16 protein-coding genes are annotated in these 16,577 nt (G+C 41.1%); 1 reads left to right on the forward strand and 15 read right to left on the reverse strand.

Annotated features, from left to right (window positions below):
- Positions 1 to 127 precede the first annotated feature (127 nt).
- The 8 genes from B9N65_RS06450 to mltG all read right to left on the reverse strand — a co-directional run bounded on the left by B9N65_RS06450 (position 128) and on the right by mltG (position 7,500).
- Positions 128 to 550 (reverse strand): heat-shock protein, encoded by a 423-nt coding sequence (locus tag B9N65_RS06450; RefSeq protein WP_087583304.1) that lies wholly within the window; start codon positions 548 to 550, stop codon positions 128 to 130.
- 40 nt (positions 551 to 590) lie between these two features.
- Positions 591 to 1,142: a 2-oxoacid:acceptor oxidoreductase family protein gene (locus tag B9N65_RS06455; protein ID WP_087583260.1), complete on the reverse strand. Its 552-nt coding sequence runs from the start codon at positions 1,140 to 1,142 to the stop codon at positions 591 to 593.
- Positions 1,139 to 1,984: a 2-oxoglutarate ferredoxin oxidoreductase subunit beta gene (locus tag B9N65_RS06460; protein ID WP_087580112.1), complete on the reverse strand. Its 846-nt coding sequence runs from the start codon at positions 1,982 to 1,984 to the stop codon at positions 1,139 to 1,141. Before B9N65_RS06460 ends, B9N65_RS06455 begins: the two co-directional genes overlap by 4 nt.
- The gene (locus tag B9N65_RS06465; protein ID WP_087583261.1) at positions 1,974 to 3,104 is read right to left on the reverse strand and encodes a 2-oxoglutarate synthase subunit alpha; all 1,131 of its coding nucleotides are present in this window, start codon (positions 3,102 to 3,104) and stop codon (positions 1,974 to 1,976) included. The genes B9N65_RS06460 and B9N65_RS06465 overlap by 11 nt, the downstream gene beginning before the upstream one ends.
- Positions 3,101 to 3,412 (reverse strand): 4Fe-4S dicluster domain-containing protein, encoded by a 312-nt coding sequence (locus B9N65_RS06470; RefSeq protein WP_009293870.1) that lies wholly within the window; start codon positions 3,410 to 3,412, stop codon positions 3,101 to 3,103. The genes B9N65_RS06465 and B9N65_RS06470 overlap by 4 nt, the downstream gene beginning before the upstream one ends.
- A gap of 8 nt (positions 3,413 to 3,420) precedes the next feature.
- Complete coding sequence (locus B9N65_RS06475) at positions 3,421 to 4,314, reverse strand: lactate/malate family dehydrogenase (protein WP_087583262.1); 894 nt, start codon at positions 4,312 to 4,314, stop codon at positions 3,421 to 3,423.
- A gap of 3 nt (positions 4,315 to 4,317) precedes the next feature.
- Positions 4,318 to 6,492 carry an NADP-dependent isocitrate dehydrogenase gene (locus B9N65_RS06480; protein ID WP_087583263.1) on the reverse strand — a complete coding sequence of 725 codons (2,175 nt, stop codon included), beginning with the start codon at positions 6,490 to 6,492 and terminating at the stop codon, positions 4,318 to 4,320.
- Between the two features lie 63 nt (positions 6,493 to 6,555).
- A complete protein-coding gene (gene mltG / locus B9N65_RS06485) occupies positions 6,556 to 7,500 on the reverse strand; it encodes an endolytic transglycosylase MltG (protein WP_087583264.1) in 945 nt (314 codons plus the stop codon).
- Positions 7,501 to 7,573: 73 nt separating this feature from the next.
- Between mltG and B9N65_RS06490 the strand changes: the two genes are divergently transcribed.
- Positions 7,574 to 10,039: a YhdP family protein gene (locus tag B9N65_RS06490; RefSeq protein WP_087583305.1), complete on the forward strand. Its 2,466-nt coding sequence runs from the start codon at positions 7,574 to 7,576 to the stop codon at positions 10,037 to 10,039.
- A 677-nt stretch (positions 10,040 to 10,716) separates the two neighbouring features.
- Here B9N65_RS06490 and hypA read toward each other — a convergent pair.
- The 7 genes from hypA to B9N65_RS06530 form a co-directional block, all read right to left on the reverse strand.
- The gene (gene hypA, locus B9N65_RS06500; RefSeq protein ID WP_021085088.1) at positions 10,717 to 11,058 is read right to left on the reverse strand and encodes a hydrogenase maturation nickel metallochaperone HypA; all 342 of its coding nucleotides are present in this window, start codon (positions 11,056 to 11,058) and stop codon (positions 10,717 to 10,719) included.
- A complete protein-coding gene (gene hypE / locus B9N65_RS06505; RefSeq protein WP_087583265.1) occupies positions 11,058 to 12,050 on the reverse strand; it encodes a hydrogenase expression/formation protein HypE in 993 nt (330 codons plus the stop codon). The genes hypA and hypE overlap by 1 nt, the downstream gene beginning before the upstream one ends.
- Positions 12,051 to 12,058: 8 nt before the next feature.
- Positions 12,059 to 13,147 (reverse strand): hydrogenase formation protein HypD, encoded by a 1,089-nt coding sequence (gene hypD, locus B9N65_RS06510; protein ID WP_087583266.1) that lies wholly within the window; start codon positions 13,145 to 13,147, stop codon positions 12,059 to 12,061.
- On the reverse strand, positions 13,147 to 13,386 hold the full coding sequence (locus B9N65_RS06515; RefSeq protein ID WP_087583267.1) for a HypC/HybG/HupF family hydrogenase formation chaperone: 240 nt from the start codon (positions 13,384 to 13,386) through the stop codon (positions 13,147 to 13,149). The genes hypD and B9N65_RS06515 overlap by 1 nt, the downstream gene beginning before the upstream one ends.
- Positions 13,386 to 14,198 carry a hydrogenase nickel incorporation protein HypB gene (gene hypB, locus B9N65_RS06520; protein ID WP_087583268.1) on the reverse strand — a complete coding sequence of 271 codons (813 nt, stop codon included), beginning with the start codon at positions 14,196 to 14,198 and terminating at the stop codon, positions 13,386 to 13,388. Before hypB ends, B9N65_RS06515 begins: the two co-directional genes overlap by 1 nt.
- A gap of 123 nt (positions 14,199 to 14,321) precedes the next feature.
- Complete coding sequence (locus B9N65_RS06525; RefSeq protein WP_087583269.1) at positions 14,322 to 14,954, reverse strand: GDYXXLXY domain-containing protein; 633 nt, start codon at positions 14,952 to 14,954, stop codon at positions 14,322 to 14,324.
- Positions 14,951 to 16,213 carry a DUF2157 domain-containing protein gene (locus B9N65_RS06530; RefSeq protein ID WP_087583270.1) on the reverse strand — a complete coding sequence of 421 codons (1,263 nt, stop codon included), beginning with the start codon at positions 16,211 to 16,213 and terminating at the stop codon, positions 14,951 to 14,953. The genes B9N65_RS06525 and B9N65_RS06530 overlap by 4 nt, the downstream gene beginning before the upstream one ends.
- Positions 16,214 to 16,577: the final 364 nt, after the last annotated feature.

Below are 16,577 nucleotides of genomic sequence, written 5' to 3' on the forward strand. Positions count from 1 at the left end.
ATAGCCAATTTTACGTATCTTTGAGGATATTACTTAAAATTAAATAAATAATTAAAACTAATAAATTTAAATGGGATAAAAATCGTATGATTATCAAAAATCATATAAATTTGTAAATTTTTGATAGCTAGAGAGTAAAATGATAGATAGCCCCGTAGTGTCTGACTGAGAAAATGAAGCTTAAATTTATATCAAATATCTCAATATCATCAAGTGATGGATACCAGATATCACTAAAAAATTTAAAAAGATCATCAAAGCGCAAAATATCAATGCTCTCAAATTTATTAAAATTTATGCAAATTTCATTTGGTGTGGCGATGCCAAGCTCGCTAAAAGCGGTCTTGAGATCAAAATTTGCTTCGTCCGCATTAAAGCCATCAAGCTTGCTAAATTTATCTATCTTAAAAAACTCATCTATATCATCTAGGCTAAATTTATGAAGTAAATTCTCTCTTATCTTTAAGCACTCATCGTTTGACAAGCTCCTAATGATCGGCATCTCAAAGCCATATTCTTTGCGGAAATTTTCTAGTTTTATCTGATCCATTTTGGAAGGTTTTTGGCTAAATTTAAATTTAGCCAAATTTCTATTTTAAAAGCTCTTTTGCGTATTTTAGGCCTAGCTCGTAAGCTTTAGCATTTGCCTCTTTGACCTTAGCTGGCACGCTTGCTAGCATCTCTTCACGCACTAAATTTTCATCCATGCTCCCACTCATCGCCACAGCCACACCAAGAGCCACGACGCTTTGAGTGATGACGTTACCGACCTCGTCTTTTGCGATAGAGATGATAGGAATTTCATAAATTTTCCAGCGCTTTTTATCCTCATCGCTTACTTTTACCAAATTTGGCTCGACAACGATCGCACCGCCCTCTTTCACGCCACTTTTAAAGGCATCATAGCTTATCTGCGCGGTAGCAAGCATAAAGTCTATCTCACCCTCGTTTGCATAAGGGTATAAAATTTCTTTCTCATCAAGTATGATATCGACCTTAGTTGGGCCGCCACGCACCTGAGATGTGTAGGTAGAGGCCTTGACACCGTATCCGCCTGCTTTTATCTTGGCAGCTGAGAGGATCTCGCCTGCTAGTATGACGCCCTGTCCGCCAACGCCGACAAATCTTAGTTGTGACTTCATGCTAGCTCCTCAAAATTTATCGCTTCATTGCTCATGGCAGCCTTTCTTACCATGTCGTAAGCCTTAGTGTATTCGATCTTTTCTTCATCTTTATGCAGAACACCAAGTGGGAAAATACCCTTTTTCTCTTCGTCGCTTAGCATGTCAAATTTGACCTTGCTAGTCGTGCGGCCTTTTATCCACTCTAAATTTTTCACCGCCTCGCCCATTTTATTTTTGCGACCTAAATTTATATGGCAGTTTGAAAATACATCAAAAAAGCTGTATCCATCGTGACTAAAGCCCTCTACAAAGAGCTTTGTAAGCTTCTCTGGCTCGATGACGCTTCCACGCGCGACAAAGCTAGCTCCTGCGGCAGTTGCGAGCTTACAGGCGTCAAAGCTAGGATCGATGTTGCCGTATTGCGCTGTGACCGTCCACATGCCCTTTGGCGTGGTTGGGCTGGTTTGCGAGTTGGTTAGCGCGTAGATGAAGTTGTTGATTAAGATGTGATTTAGCCCGATATTTCGGCGGCATCCGTGTATCGTGTGGTTGCCTCCGATCGCCAGTCCGTCGCCGTCGCCAGTTACTACGATGACGTGCTTGTCTGGGTTTGCCATCTTTACGCCAGTAGCATATGCTACGGCTCTACCGTGAGTTGTGTGGATGGTGTTGCAGTCAAGATATCCGCTAAAGCGGCCAGAGCAGCCTATGCCTGAGACCACGCAAACATCGTTCATATCCCAGCCCATGGTGTCGATAGCGCGGATGAGCGCCTTTAGTATGACGCCGTCGCCGCAGCCCCAGCACCAAAGAGTAGGCATTTTATCTGTTCGTAAATATTTATCATAATTAAAAGCCATAAATTTCTCCTATCTTCGCCTCGATCTCGCTTGGGCTTATCGGTCTGCCGTTTGCTTTTAGCAGTTTTACAAAGTCGTCTCTTAAGATGATCTTTGAAATTTCGCCACTATACTGGCCTAAATTTAGCTCGCAGACTAAAATTTTATTAAATTTATCTGATATCTCTTTTAGCTTTTTAGCTGGAGCTGGGAAAAGTGTGAGTGGTTTAAATAGCCCTACTTTTAGCCCTTTTTCACGTAAATTTAATATCGCTTGCTTAGCTGAAAGCGCCACGCTACCAAAGGCGATGATGCAAATTTGCGCGTCATCAAGCATAAATTCTTCATATTTCTCGCACTCGTCAGTGTGTAAATTTATCTTGTTAAACAGCCTATTCATTGAGTATTCAACTATCTTGCCATCTTCTGTTGGAAAGCCAGTGGCGCCGTGATGAAGCCCAGTTATGTGGTAGTGATAGCCTTTAAAGAAAGGATTTAGCGTAGCTGGCGCGTCTGGTGCGGCATCGTATGGTTTATACTCTTTTGGCTCGCCACTAAATTCTCTTCTTTTATAAATTTCTAGCTCGCTAATTTCTGGCAGACGCACCCTTGCTTGCATGTGACCTATCGTCTCATCAAGTAGCAGCATAACTGGCGTCATAAACCTAGCTGCAAGATTAAAGGCGCGCACCGTCTGCGTATAGCACTCCTCTAGGCTACTAGGCGCTAGCACTATCATATTTACATCGCCGTGAGTTGGATTTTTAGCCTGCAAGATATCGCCTTGTGCGACGCGGGTTGGTAGGCCAGTTGAAGGGCCACCGCGCATGACATTTACGATGACGAGCGGTATCTCAGCGATAAAGCCAAGGCCTATTTGCTCAGCCTTTAGTGAAATTCCAGGACCAGAGCTAGCAGTCATCGCTTTAGCACCGCTCGCACTTGCGCCAAGAGCTACTGAAATTCCAGCTATCTCATCTTCCATCTGTATAAAAGTGCCGCCATGTTTTGGCAAAAGCACGCTTAGCTCGTGGGCGATCTCGCTGCTTGGAGTGATAGGATATCCGCCAAAGAAGTTACAGCCGCACTCGACCGCAGCCCTTGCTACTAGGGCATTACCAGTTGATACTACCTCTCTCATGCGCTCTCTCCAAGCTTGGCAAATTTATTTGCCTTTACAGCCGCAGCTCGCTCTTTGCTCTCAGGCGTTAGCTTTGCAAATTTAAAGCCTTTATCAGCCACATAAATGGCAAAATCAGGGCAGTGAAGCTCGCAGTCACGGCATCCTATGCATGAGTCAGCATAGACCACCTCTATCATCTTGCCAAGCACCGCCTTTGGCTCAAGCCTCATACCTAGCACGCCTGCTGGGCAGTAGCTCACGCAGACATCACAGGCCTTACACCTGCTCTCATCGACCCAAACTGGGACATTTTCTTTTACGATCATATATATTCCTACTCTAAGTTTTCTTTTAAAAATTTGATATTTTTTCTAATTTCAGCTTCACTTTTGTTTAGTTGCTCTTGCTCGTCTTCGTCTAAATTTAGCTCTAAAATTTCTTTTAAGCCATCACGTCCAAGCCTTACTAGCCTGCCACAACTTAGTTCATCATCTATTAGCACGCTAGCGCTTATTATCTCATCGCTCTTGCCAACGATCATCTCGCACATCTTCACAGCTGCAGCCGCTGGTGCGTAGTAAGCTGAAGTGCCAAGCAGTTTAACGATCTTTGCGCCACCGGTGCTTGTCTCTTTTTTGAGCACTTTTAGCTCATTTTCACTTAAATTTTCGCTTATATTGCTGGCTGATACGATCATCTCGTCGTTGTGAGCGCCGACAATCTTTGCTCTTAGCTTGCTGGCATCCTTATCTTTTAAAAGCGCTAGCTCATATCTGCACCTTGCGCTGTCTAGCTCGCCAGCCATGCCGATCACTTTGTTTTTGCTAAAACCACTAAATTTATGAGCCGTCCAGACCATCACATCAAGCGGATTTGTGACGACTATTATCACTGCATTTTTGGCAAATTCAGCTATCTTTTGCGCTGTTTGCTTTACAACAACGGCATTTTTAAGTAGCAAGTCCTCTCTAGTTTGACCCTCTTTTCTTGGGCTTCCAGCTGTGACTATGACGATGTCACTGCCTTCAATTAGCACAAAATCATCGCCACCACAAACGCTAGTTTTTGCGTTAAAGACGCAACTTGACTGCGCTAGGTCGATCGCTTTTGCGCGCGCCACGTCGCCAAATATATCTACAAGCGCGATCTCATCGCAAAGCTCTCTCATACAAAGCGCATATGCTATGCTAGCACCGACGTTTCCAGCCCCAACTACACTTATTTTCATCTCTTATCCTATTATTTGATTTAAAATTTCACTTGGTCTCATGACCTCATTAGCTCTTGCTTCATCTAGCAGGTAGTATCCGCCAAATTCCACGCTTGAACCATCTTTTTCTCTGATCTGCTTTAGAATTTCGCTCTCGTTTTTTTCTAGCTCGTCTGCTAAATTTTTAAAAATTTTGCTTAAAATTCCACCGCTTTTTGCCATTTCTCTCGCCCAAAATAGCGCTAGATAAAAGTGCGACTCTCTGGTATCAAGAGTGGCATTTGGCGTTTTATTTTCGTCTAAATAGCTAGCAACAGCCCTATTTAGCGCGTCACTTAGCTCTTTTGCCTCTTTTTTTTGCCTAAAAAACGCTAGATGTTCAAGCGAAGCACTAAGCGCTAAAAACTCGCCCAGGCTGTCCCAAAGCAGGTGATTTCTCTCTTTTAGCTCTTTTACAAGCGTCGGAGCCGTCCCGCCAGCACCAGTCTCAAACATCGCTCCACCAGTAAGTAGTGGCACTACTGAGAGCATTTTTGAGCTGCCGCCTAGCTCAAATATCGGGAAAAGATCAGTTAGATAGTCTCTTAAAACATTGCCAGTGACGCCTATGACGTTTTTGCCAGCTCTTATTGCTTCAAGCGATCTTTTAGTTGCTTGCTCGTAGTTTAAAATTTCAAATTTCACGCCAGCACTAGCAAATTTATCTCTAAATTTGTCAAATTTAGCTATCAAATTTCTATCGTGAGCACGGCTACTATCTAGCCAAAATATAAGCTCATCTTTTGAAATTTCGCCTCTTTTTAAAGCAAGCTCAAACCACGCATTTATCGCATCTTCTTTAGCCTGCGTCATCCTAAAAATATCGCCACTTTTGACGCTAAATTTAAAGACGCTCTTGCCCGCCTCATCAAAAACTACAAATTCTCCATCCTCTTTTGCGATGAAGGTCTTATCATGGCTGCCGTACTCCTCGGCCTTTTTAGCCATTAGCCCCACGTTTGCCACGCTGCCGATCTTGCTCACATCAAGCGCGCCATGCTCCTTAAAGTCCGCCACGCAGGCCTCATAAACCCTAGCGTAGGTCCTATCTGGGATCATACAAAGTGAGAAATTTAGCTCGCCACTTCTGTCTTTTACCTTGCCAGAGTTTCTAATGAGTGCAGGCACGGAGGCGTCGATGATAACGTCATTTGGCACGTCAAAGTTGCTGGCATTTTCATTTAATGCCCAGATTTTTGCTTTTTTGCTCAAAATTTCATCAAATTTAGCCAAAATTTCATCTTTATTTTTAAGGGTTGAAATTTTAGAAAACATATCTTTTAAGCCGTTTTTTGCCTCAACGCCACTAGCTTTAAACTCATCACCAAATAGCTCAAAAACCTCTTTAAAATAGCTCTTTATTGCATGTGCAAAGATGACTGGGTCGCTAACCTTCATCATCGTGCATTTTAGATGAAGGCTAAGGGTTAAATTTTCTTTTAGCGCAGTCTCAAAACAGCTTTCATAAAATTTATCTAGCTCATCTACGCTTAAATATGTAGCATCAACTATTTCGCCGCTTTGAACGGCAAGCTCTTTTAAAAGCTCTTTTTTGCCATCTAAACTTATAAAATTTATATAAAATTTCTCATCTTTACTAGCGATTATTGAGCGCTCATTTTCATAAAAATCACCCTTTTGCATGTAGCAAATTTTAGTTTTATTTGCCTTGTCCCAGTCGCCGTTGCTATGTGGATGCTTTTTGGCAAATTCTTTAACCGGTGGCAGGACTCTTCTGTCTGAGTTTCCTTGTCTTAGCACTGGATTAACAGCGCTACCAAGTACTTTTTGATATTTTTTAGCGACCTCTTCGTCGTAGTCTGTGATGATCTCGTCTGGATAAAATGGCACATTTATGCCCTTGCTTCTTAGCTCCTCAATGGCCGCTTTTAGCTGAACGAGTGTGGCTGAGATGTTTGGCAGTTTTATGATATTTGCCTCTTTGTGCGCAGTTAGCTCACCCAAAAGCTCTAGCTCGTCAGCCTTGTTTAGCCCAAGCTCTTTGCTAAAAAGAGATAAAATTCGCCCAGCAAGGCTTATGTCAGCCCTAGTTATGCTAATGCCAGCGCGGGATAAAAAGCTCTTAACGATAGGAAAGAGAGAGTAGCTTGCAAATAGCGGTGCTTCGTCGGTTTTAGTCCAGATAATATCACTCATTTTAGCCCTTTTGATTTTTTGAAATTTATCACGTTTTTTATTAAAGCTAGTTGTATTTTAGCCCTATTTTGCGATATTTTGATTGTGCTCGCTTAAGGTTTTTGAAAAAATGTGTTTTTTCGCCTTTTTATCAAGCACAAAGTATAGATAATCGCTCTTTGCAGGGTTTATCGCCGCTTTGATCGCACTTATAGAGACGCAGCAGACTGGGCTTGGCGGTATGCCGTCGTTTAGATAGGTGTTAAACTCACTCATATCGCTTCTTATGCGCTCAGCCGTGATCACATCGTGCGAGTAGATGCCATAATTTAGCGTGCCATCCATCTGCAGTCTCATGCCCTTATCTAGGCGGTTGTAGATGACTGAGGCAACAAGTGGCATCTCAGCGTCATTTGCGGCCTCTTTTTGGATGATTGAAGCGATGGTTAAAATTTTAAACCACTTTTTCTCGTTGTATTCGCCAAAAATTTTTCTGCTGATCTCGCTTTGCGCCTTTTTAGACGAATTTACAAGGTAATATGCCAGATGCCTTTCGCTGATGCCAACTGGAATTTTATAAGTATTTGGCATCAAAAAGCCATCAGCGACTGGCGCAAGGGCGTTATACTCGCTATTTAGTTTAGCTCCGTCAAGTCCAAGCTGGGCTGCTATCTGGTTTAAAAAAACGATAGTAGTTTCGCCAGGGATGAGCGTGATCTCGGTCATCGCAGCCTTTGCTTTGGCTAATTTTTTTAAAAAATCAATCCTTGAAATTTTATCTTTGCCTATCTCGATCCAGCCAGACTGAGGCGAGCCGATGAAGCGCATGGCGTACTTGTCGATCACGCTTAAGTTAAAGTTGCGATTAGCTAAATAAGATATAATCTCGCCCACACTTCCCTTTGGCACAAAGACGACTTTGCTCGTGTTTATGGGGCGTGCCAAATAAACAAATACACTTAGGACGACGATGAGTACGATATCAAAGAAAATATCTAGGTATGGCTTTTTTATAAAATTTTTTATCATTTTAATTCTTTCGCTTCTTTTGCTTTTAAAATACGGCATAAAAATTAACGATTTCGAGTTTTACGGCGTAAAATTGGAGCAATTATATATAAAGTTAGATAAAAAAATAATTGTAAGAGCAAAGCAGATCAAGCTACCAAGCTTTAAAAAAGACGTGGCGCAAAAAGCTAGCGACAAGCAACTTTTAAACCTTAGTCAGGGCGTGGATTATCTTGAGACCTTTTTTCAAGAAATTTCGCTTGAGAGCGTGCAAATCGGCGATGATTTTAAGATCAAAATTTTATTTTTAGATGATATATTTTTCGTTGATAGCCCTTATCTAAACATCGATATCAAATTTCAAAAAGAGCAGCAAAATGGCGTCGATCGCTTTATAGTAAAAAATTTAAGCCTTAAAGATTTTAACGTAAGCATCAGCGGCGAAGGCAGTGCAAATTTTGACAAAGATGACTATAAATTTGATGGAAATTTCACCTCGCACGAGCTAAATGGCAAGCTTAGCTTTGCCTTAAAAGATACATTTTTAACCTACAAAGCCTATGACGTAAATGCTGGTAGCATCAAGGACTTCATCGCTGAGCTTGATAGCCGCATACACCTAAACAGTGAGGTTAAAAACTGGATATATGGCTACATCGTGGCTGATGACTATCACCTAAATGAGATAAACGGCAAGGCTGACCTTAAAGAAAATGATCTTTTCTTAAACGAGCTAAACGCGACTGCAAATGCCAAAAATTTACTTGTTAAATTTGATAAAGGCTTACCAGCTGTAAATGTCGCTGAGGCAAACATCACACTTAATAACTCGAAGCTTAAATTTGACCTTACAGCTCCAGTTTATAAAGGCAAAAAGCTTGATGGCTCAAATGTTGCTATAAACAACATCTTTGATGAAAAAAGTGCAAATTTAGAGCTTTTTATAAAGACAAATTCTATTTACGATGAGGCGATAAATGAGATACTAAGAGCTTATAAGATCAACGTGCCAGTTAGGCAGCTAAGCGGCAAAATGGACGCTAGCCTAAAAATTTTGATAAAGCTTGATGAGAAGAGCTTAGAAAATTTTGATGAAAAAAGCGTCATCGCAAATGGCGATTTTAAGATAAGTGACGCGGTTTTAGATATCGCTGGGAGTAAATTTAACGCTAAAAGCGCCCTTGTAAAGCTCATAAATACTTCTGTGCTAAACATCGATGCAAGCGGCTTTGGGCTTGATTTTTTCAGAGCAAATGCAAAAGCAGATATAAATTTACAAAAAAGCACTGGCGAGATAAAAGGCGTCATAGAAAGCTTTGATCTAAAAGAGAAAAATGATGAAATTTTAGCCTTTAAAAATGAGCCATTTACCGCGCTTCTTGACTTTAGCAAGCCAGATAAGACAACGCTTAGTATCGAGCCTTTTGGGATAAATTTAAGCTTTGGCGATGAGAGCGTGATAGCCACGAAAAATAGCAACTTCATCATGCAAAACTCCCCACTTTTAAAGCAAAATGGCGTGCTTGGTTTTGATGATGTGAGCATAAAAAGCAAGGACTTTACTAATCTTGAAATTTTGGCAAAAGGGCTTAAATTTGACATGCCGTTTTTGGATAAAAATGGCTCAAAATATGATAGTGATGACTTTTTGATCACGGTCTCAAAAGCTGGCGTAAAAGTACAAAGTGCGAGCAAAAAGCTCTCTTTAAATATCGCCGAAAAAGGCATAGAGGCTAAGAGCAACGACCTAAATTTGCTTGTGCTTGATGACAACAGCACAAAAGAGCAAAGCACGCCACTTGAGCTCTTTGCAAAAAATGGCGACATCATCTTAAAGGACTTAAACAAAACCTTGCCATTTACTAGCTTTAGCGCCGAGAAAAAGGGCAAAAGCACCTCTCTAAACGGACTGGCAAAACAAGGCAGAGTTGGATATTTTAGCGATGAGAAAAGTATAAATTTAGACGCAACTGATATAAGCGGCGAGTTTATCAATGGTCTTTTAGGCACCAAGAGCTTTGAGGGCGGTAAATTTCGCCTAAAAATGCTTGGGGAGAGCTCCAAAAATTTCAAGGCTGAGGTGAGATTTTTTGGCACGTATCTAAAAGACTACATCTTTTATCAAAGGCTTTTAAGCTTTTTAAACTCGGTGCCATCGCTTCTTAGCTTTAAAACGCCTGACTTTAACGACAAGGGTTTTACTGTTAAAAACGGCAAAATTTTACTAACTAGAAAGGGTGACGTGATCGAGTTTTTAGCGATTGAGATGATAGGCACGAGCGCAGATATCGGCGGACGCGGCACGATCGATCTAAAGAGCAAAAAGATAAACATCGACCTTGAGCTAAAGATACTAAAAGACGCAAGCGGCATCATCGACAAGATCCCACTTATCAACCAAATCATCCTTGGCAAAGACCGCTCGCTCTCAACCGTCATCGCTATACGTGGCACGACTGAAAAGCCCGAGTACTCGACGCAGATCTTGCAAGATGCCCTACTCTCGCCGCTAAAGATCATAAGAAATGTCCTGCAGGCTCCGTTTTTGATATTTGAGTAAAGTGTTGCGCAAAAATATTATTGTTTAGTCTGACTTTTACAAAATTTACGGCAGAGCCTGTCCGCCACTTGCTTATGTGTCTTGCTGACATTTCATCAAAACAGAAAGTACATCATTAATGAAATTTTCTAACATTTGCGGATCAATGCCTACTAAAGTTTTACCAACACGAGTTGAAATTCTCGGCGTTTGATCGTCATTTAGCTTATAAAGATTTTCAAAATGAAATGCTCGGTTTCGAATTTTAACAGCAAGGTCATATAAAATCTTTACTTTTTGATAGTTTAAAAGTTTATTTTTGCGGTTAAATTTAGAATACTTTTTAAAATCAAGCTTATCAAGATTGACGATATCATTGTGGATTTTGGCTTCATCGATGATTTTTGCCCAAAATCCAAAAGTTTGCTTTGAGACAAAGAGATCATCTAGCTCAAAGTAGCCGCCAAAAGAGCTTAGAATATCTATCTTGTTATTATCCGCTAAAGCCTTAAAAGCTAAATTTCTAGTGGCAATTTCTAAAATACCAAGCTTTTAAGCCAGCCTGTACTAGCAAAAAGTTCTTTTATGCTCTTGCTCGTTTTTATAGCTCTTTAAACGTTTGATTGAGAAAAAATTTAACACTATCCATAAAAAATCAATAAATTCATAAAATTTTACGTATTATAATACGCAAAATTTTACTTCATCTCAAGGCGCATAAGATACATATCCTCGCCGTCAGTCACCTTTAAATTTTGGCTTTTACACTTTGGACAAGTAAAGTCATTTTCGCTAAGCTCCCCGCCAAATCCACAATCCAAACACTCTACGACAATGCCTTGTAAATTTATGACAAGCTCGGCGTTTTCGCAGATCGTGCCAGCCTTATAAACGTCAAAGGCGCTCTCTAGATAGTGTGGCTCCACTCCGCTTAAGCGGCCAACTTTTATCTCAATCTTGCTTATCTCTTTTGCGTTTTCTTTGGCGGCATTTTTCTCGCAAAGGCTGACTAAATTTTGAACGATACTAAGCTCGTGCATTAGCAGATCCTTGGTAGTAGCTCGCCCTTTGGCGGCTCGAGAAATCTTCTTGATTTATAGGCATTTTCGATGATGACACGCTCGTTTTTTGCCTGCAAAACCTCACCTATTATCATCGCGTTTTTATCAAATTCTCTTAAAATTTTAAGTGCCTCTTCAGCCTGGCTCTCATCGACAGCCATCACAAAAGTGCCCTCATTTGCAAGCTCATAAGGCTCAAATCCAAATAGCTCACAAACGCCCATCACTTCGTCTGCCACCTTGATATTTTCTTCAAAAACCAAGATGTCAAATTTGCTAAATTTAGCCCACTCATTTAGCACCGCACTTAGTCCGCCCCTAGTCGCATCACGCATAGTATGCGGTTTTATGCCAGCGCTAAGTAGCTTTAAGACAACCTCTTTTAGGCTCTTGCAGTCACTTTTTAGATCAAGCCCAAGCTCAAATTCCTCTCTTGCTGCAAGCACCACACCGCCGTGTCTGCCAACATCTCCAGAGATTAAAATTTTAGCCCCTGCTTTTAAATTTTTAAGCTCCACGCCCTCGCAAACTATCTCGCCAATGCCTGCTGTGTTTATAAAAATTTTGTCGCATTTGCCCTTTGGCACGACCTTTGTATCGCCGCAAACCACGTTCACGCCACTCTCTTTGCAAGTTTTTGCAAGCGAGCCAAGCACCTTTTCAAGCTCTTCTATGCTAAGCCCCTCTTCGATGATGAGCGAGCAGCTTAGGTATTTTGCACTTGCTCCAACCATCGCTAGGTCGTTTATCGTGCCGCAAGCTGCGATCTTGCCGATATCGCCGCCATTAAAAAAAATGGGAGTAACCACAAAGCTATCGGAGCTAAACGCGATCTTGCCGCCTAAATTTAGTATCGCTGAGTCGTTGCTCTGCCTTAAAATTTCGTTATCAAAAATTTTAAATATCGTCTCGTTTATAAGCGAGTTCATCTCCTCGCCGCCGCCGCCGTGGCTTAGCATTATCTTTTTCATTAAATTCCTTAACCAACTCTTGCGTATTTAAAATATGCCGCACAAGCACCCTCACTTGAGACCATGCACGATCCTATCGGATTTTGCGGGTTGCAAACCTTGCCAAAGACCTTACAATCAGTCGGCTTTGCTAGCCCTCTTAAAATTTGCCCACAAATGCAAGCCTTGCTCTCGCCAGCGCTCTCTACGCTGCAGTCAAACTGCACTCTAGCGTCAAGATAGGCAAACTCATCTTTTAGCTTCATGCCGCTTTGCGCTATCTCGCCAAGGCCTCTCCAGACAAAGTCGCACGGCTCAAAGTACTTAGTTATGAGCTCTTTTGCCTTGACGTTGCCCTCTTCTTTGACCGCTCTTGCGTACTCGTTATAGACTTCATAAGTGCCTGCGTTTTGCTGACGGACTAAATTTAGCACACTTGCCATAATGTCAAGTGGCTCAAAACCGCTAATGGCGATCGGCCTTTTAAATTCGCTCGCTAGCTCTTTATAAATTTTGCTACCCGTGATCACGCTTACGTGACTTGGACCCAAAAATGCGTCTATCCTTACATTTTCATCGCTCATTATAGCTCTAACTGGAGCTGGGACGGTTACGTGATTTATATGAAAGTATAAATTTTTAATGCCCTCTTGCACCACTTTTTCAACCAAATTTGCGCTCATCGGCGTCGTTGTCTCAAAGCCGATCGCAAAAAATATAACCTTTTTGTCTGGATTTTGCTTAGCGATATTTAGCGCATCAAGTGGCGTATAAAGTGCCCTTATATCGTGTCCCTCGCCACGAAGCTTTTGCAAGCTTGTCTTTGAGCCAGGCACTCTTAGCATGTCAGCTAGCGTGCAAAAGATCACATTATCCATGCTAGCAAGCTTACAGGCCTCATCTATGCGGCTCTTTGGCATCACACAGACTGGACAGCCTGGGCCATGAACGAAATTTATATGCTCTCCAACTAAGCTTGGCAGTGCGAATTTCATAATGCTATGCGTGTGGCCACCGCAAATTTCCATGATATTTAGTGGTTTTACGCTCTCTTTTTGTATCAGTTTTGAAAGGGCAAGGATTAAATTTTTATCGCGAAAATCATTGATAAGATCCATCAAATTTTCCCCACGTCCATATCTTCAGCGATCTTTTGATAGACCTCCAAGCTCTCCAGCGCAAACTGCGTATCGATCTTTTGCATAGCATATCCTACGTGGATTAGCACGTATTCGCCAACTTTCACCTCTTCAGAGATGAGATCTAGGCTTACCTTTCTAGTAACGCCCAAAGTCTCAACGGTAGCAACGTTGTTTTCATCTATTTCTATTACTTTTGAAGGGATCGAAAGGCACATTATCTTAGCTCTTTTTTAAATTCCAAATAACTTATCCATTTATCGATGCCCTCGCCTGTTTTGCTATCTACCACAAAGATATCAACCTTTGGATTTAGCTTTCTAGCGTCATTTTTCACTCGCTCGATATCAAAGTCAAAGTGCGGCGCAAGCGAAGCTTTTGTGATCAAAAGCACGTCAGCTGCCCTAAACATCACTGGATATTTACTCACCTTGTCATCGCCCTCTGGCACTGAAAGAAGCACAGCGTTAAAGTGTGAGCCAACATCGTAGCTAGCAGGGCAGACTAAATTTCCAACATTTTCTATAAAGACTAGATCAAGCTCGTTTAGTGGCAGGTGATGAAGCCCTTCATGCACCATAAAAGCGTCTAAATGGCAGGTCTGACCTGTGCTTATCTGATGAGCTTTTGCGCCAGCTTTTACTATGCGGTCTGCATCTTGATTTGTTTCTAAATCGCCCTCGACAACGCCTATTTTAAATTTACCAGCCTTTATCGTAGCCTCTAAAAGCGTGGTCTTGCCAGCACCTGGACTACTCATCAAATTTACACAAAGTATCTTTTTCTCATCAAGATGCGCTCTGTTATGAGCGGCCTCTTTGTCGTTTTCAGATAGAATTTTCTCTATCACGTCTATGGTTTTGCTCTCGTTTAGCACAGGGTGTGCGTGAGCCTCGTGGCTATGCTCGTGTGTGTCATGAGCGTGGTCTGTATGCCCATCGTGAGTGTGTGGGTGTGAGTGAGTGGTACCATCAGCGTGAGTGTGAGTATGGGTGTGATTTCCCATTGAACAACCGCAGTCTTTACACATTTTCTTATCCTTTTTTATTAATTTCCAGAGATTTTAACGTTTAAATTTAAAAATAAAATTAAATTTTAAGGGCATTTTATGCAAATAAGATAAATTAACCCGTTTTTTATTTACCCTTTAAATTCACCTTTGATCTTGCAAGCGAATATTTTTATCTAGCTCTTCAAGGCTCTCGTTATCATCTGTGTAGCTATTTTCATCAAAATTTTCATCGCTATTTCTTTTTTTGCCATTTGGCGTGATGATGAGATCTTTTAGCCTCGCTCTGCCATCATCCATCACCATCAAAACAGCAAAAGCATCCACATCTTGATCCATCATCTCTCGCTCAGTTTGCTTTGCCTTTTTAGTTGGCATGTAAAACTCTTCAATGCCATATTTTACAAATGAGTATCCATCAAATTTACCAGCTAAGAAAAGAGCATCTTTTGGCTTAGTAAAGCTAAATTTATCAAAAGCGTAAGTGGCATTCGCATCTTGCTTTAAAATGGCGTAAATTTCATCATTTTTTGAGAAATTTCTATCATATATATATATCTCAACGCCAGTTTTTTCATCAAATTTAGACTGCTGTAAATTTGAAAAATCATAGCTTAAATTCACGTAGTTTCCGCGAAAGAGATCTCTTGGATCATAAAGATTTACCCTCACTTTTACCTCTTTTCCAAGATAAAGTGGCATGAGTGCGTATGCGAGCATCGCAATTATTAGTAAAATTTGAAAGATTATGGCTAGTATTAGTGATCTTATCTTCATTTTTTGCCTCCTTTTTTAGCAGCAACTGCGAGCACGACGAAGGCAAAGATGATAAATAGCGCCGTAGCCCCTAAATAATCGCCTATTAGCTCAAAGTATCTAACCACCGCAACTAAGAATATCATGCATAGTCCAAGCGTTAGCTCGCCATTTTTGATAAGCACGGCTGCAACGATGATATTTGCTAGCGAGAAGAAGATACTTGCATATCCCACACCCAGACTAAAGACAAATGGCAACGCAAAGAGTATCAAGCCAAGAAACAAGCCACTTTTGTTTTTCTCTTTGAAAAATAGCGCAATGCTAGCGATGCTAAATACGGCAAAAACCTTGCCAAAGCTACTATGAAAAAATGCTTTTGCAAACCAAAATTTATCTTCTTCTAACTCGTAGATATCGCCATTTGCATAAGCTATCAGGCAAACGATTAAGATGACGATGCCAAGATACTTGCCAAAGCCTTTTACAAGGTGCGCTAGCCTATCTCTAAAGCTAGCTAATGTGCTAAAGAGCGCGACAAGTAAAAGCGCGTATGAGAGTGATAAAGTAGCAGCCATTGGCGCTCTAAACATAAGATCATAGCCATAAAATTCATTAAACCCACTGATCTTAGCGCAAAGCGAAACGATGTAGAAAAATATATCCGCTAAAAGCACAATCGCAAGAAATACTGAGTCGCTCTTATAAAGTGTGTAGGCACCAAGGGCTATAAAGACGATAAATTCATAAGCAAACTCGCCGCCCATGCCCTTTAAAACAAACCAGATCGTCGCAAAAACGAGGCTTTGAGCCACCAGCAAGGGCTTTTTGCTAGCAAAAGAGAGCGCCATAGCTCCAACGCTCCAGAGCAAAACTCCGCCACTTGGCTCGTCGCTAATATTATAAATTTGAGCGATAAGCGCTATGGCTGCGCCGTAGCAGAAATTTCCCAAAAAGAGCGTAGCCGTGCCAAGCTTGTCTTTGCCCTTTTTAAGATAATAAACTCCACCAAAATTTAAAAGAGCAAGCACTCCAAAGATGATGACAAGGCGCCCCATCCTTGGTATCTCCTCCCAGTAAGCTCCAACTAGCGTAAAAAATGCCAGCGCGAAAAAGAGATAAGCAACCAACTTTAAGATAAAGCTAGTCTTTTCGCTATGAGCGTTTAGATCTATTTCATATAAATTTGCTATCTTTAAAGCGGTGGCCTTATCGACCACATCCTCTTTTTGCCAGCGATCTAGCTCTTTGGCCAGAAAATTTCTATTGTAAAAATTCATCTTTCATTCTCTTTAAATGACATTTTTTTGTGGCTAATGATAGCATACAAGCGCCAAAAATGCTAGAACAAAAATAAAGCAAAAAAGAGAGAAACATAAAAAGCCAAAAAAGAACTTGGGCGGGCTTTTGCAAATTTAGCTTTAGCCAAAGCCCAAGCAAAAAACAAACGGTCATCAAACTATTTTTACCAAAAAGATACATGGCATGCGCAAAAAAATGCAGCAAAACCCTGCTATAAATTTGCAAAAATGGATCACAAAAACTGCTAAAAAACTATCAAAAAGACAAAATAAGACAAGCTCCGCAGCCAAGAGCACTGCTAGCTATTTACAAAAATCCTAAATTTAACAGCCAAAAAAGCTT

The sequence above is a fragment of the Campylobacter concisus genome, assembly GCF_002165815.1.
In the GTDB taxonomy this organism is placed as follows: Bacteria; Campylobacterota; Campylobacteria; order Campylobacterales; family Campylobacteraceae; genus Campylobacter_A; species Campylobacter_A concisus_BH.

Bases quoted from the DNA above. Each gene is read 5' to 3' on its own strand.
- hypE (WP_087583265.1), bottom strand. From the start codon at position 12,050: ATGAAAAAGATAATGCTAAGCCACGGCGGCGGCGGCGAGGAGATGAAC.
- hypA (WP_021085088.1), bottom strand. From the start codon at position 11,058: ATGCACGAGCTTAGTATCGTTCAAAATTTAGTCAGCCTTTGCGAGAAA.
- B9N65_RS06455 (WP_087583260.1), bottom strand. From the start codon at position 1,142: ATGAAGTCACAACTAAGATTTGTCGGCGTTGGCGGACAGGGCGTCATA.
- B9N65_RS06475 (WP_087583262.1), bottom strand. From the start codon at position 4,314: ATGAAAATAAGTGTAGTTGGGGCTGGAAACGTCGGTGCTAGCATAGCA.
- B9N65_RS06515 (WP_087583267.1), bottom strand. From the start codon at position 13,386: ATGTGCCTTTCGATCCCTTCAAAAGTAATAGAAATAGATGAAAACAAC.
- hypB (WP_087583268.1), bottom strand. From the start codon at position 14,198: ATGTGTAAAGACTGCGGTTGTTCAATGGGAAATCACACCCATACTCAC.
- B9N65_RS06530 (WP_087583270.1), bottom strand. From the start codon at position 16,213: ATGAATTTTTACAATAGAAATTTTCTGGCCAAAGAGCTAGATCGCTGG.
- mltG (WP_087583264.1), bottom strand. From the start codon at position 7,500: ATGATAAAAAATTTTATAAAAAAGCCATACCTAGATATTTTCTTTGAT.
- B9N65_RS06465 (WP_087583261.1), bottom strand. From the start codon at position 3,104: ATGAGAGAGGTAGTATCAACTGGTAATGCCCTAGTAGCAAGGGCTGCG.
- B9N65_RS06470 (WP_009293870.1), bottom strand. From the start codon at position 3,412: ATGATCGTAAAAGAAAATGTCCCAGTTTGGGTCGATGAGAGCAGGTGT.
- B9N65_RS06460 (WP_087580112.1), bottom strand. From the start codon at position 1,984: ATGGCTTTTAATTATGATAAATATTTACGAACAGATAAAATGCCTACT.
- B9N65_RS06525 (WP_087583269.1), bottom strand. From the start codon at position 14,954: ATGAAGATAAGATCACTAATACTAGCCATAATCTTTCAAATTTTACTA.
- hypD (WP_087583266.1), bottom strand. From the start codon at position 13,147: ATGGATCTTATCAATGATTTTCGCGATAAAAATTTAATCCTTGCCCTT.
- B9N65_RS06480 (WP_087583263.1), bottom strand. From the start codon at position 6,492: ATGAGTGATATTATCTGGACTAAAACCGACGAAGCACCGCTATTTGCA.
- B9N65_RS06450 (WP_087583304.1), bottom strand. From the start codon at position 550: ATGGATCAGATAAAACTAGAAAATTTCCGCAAAGAATATGGCTTTGAG.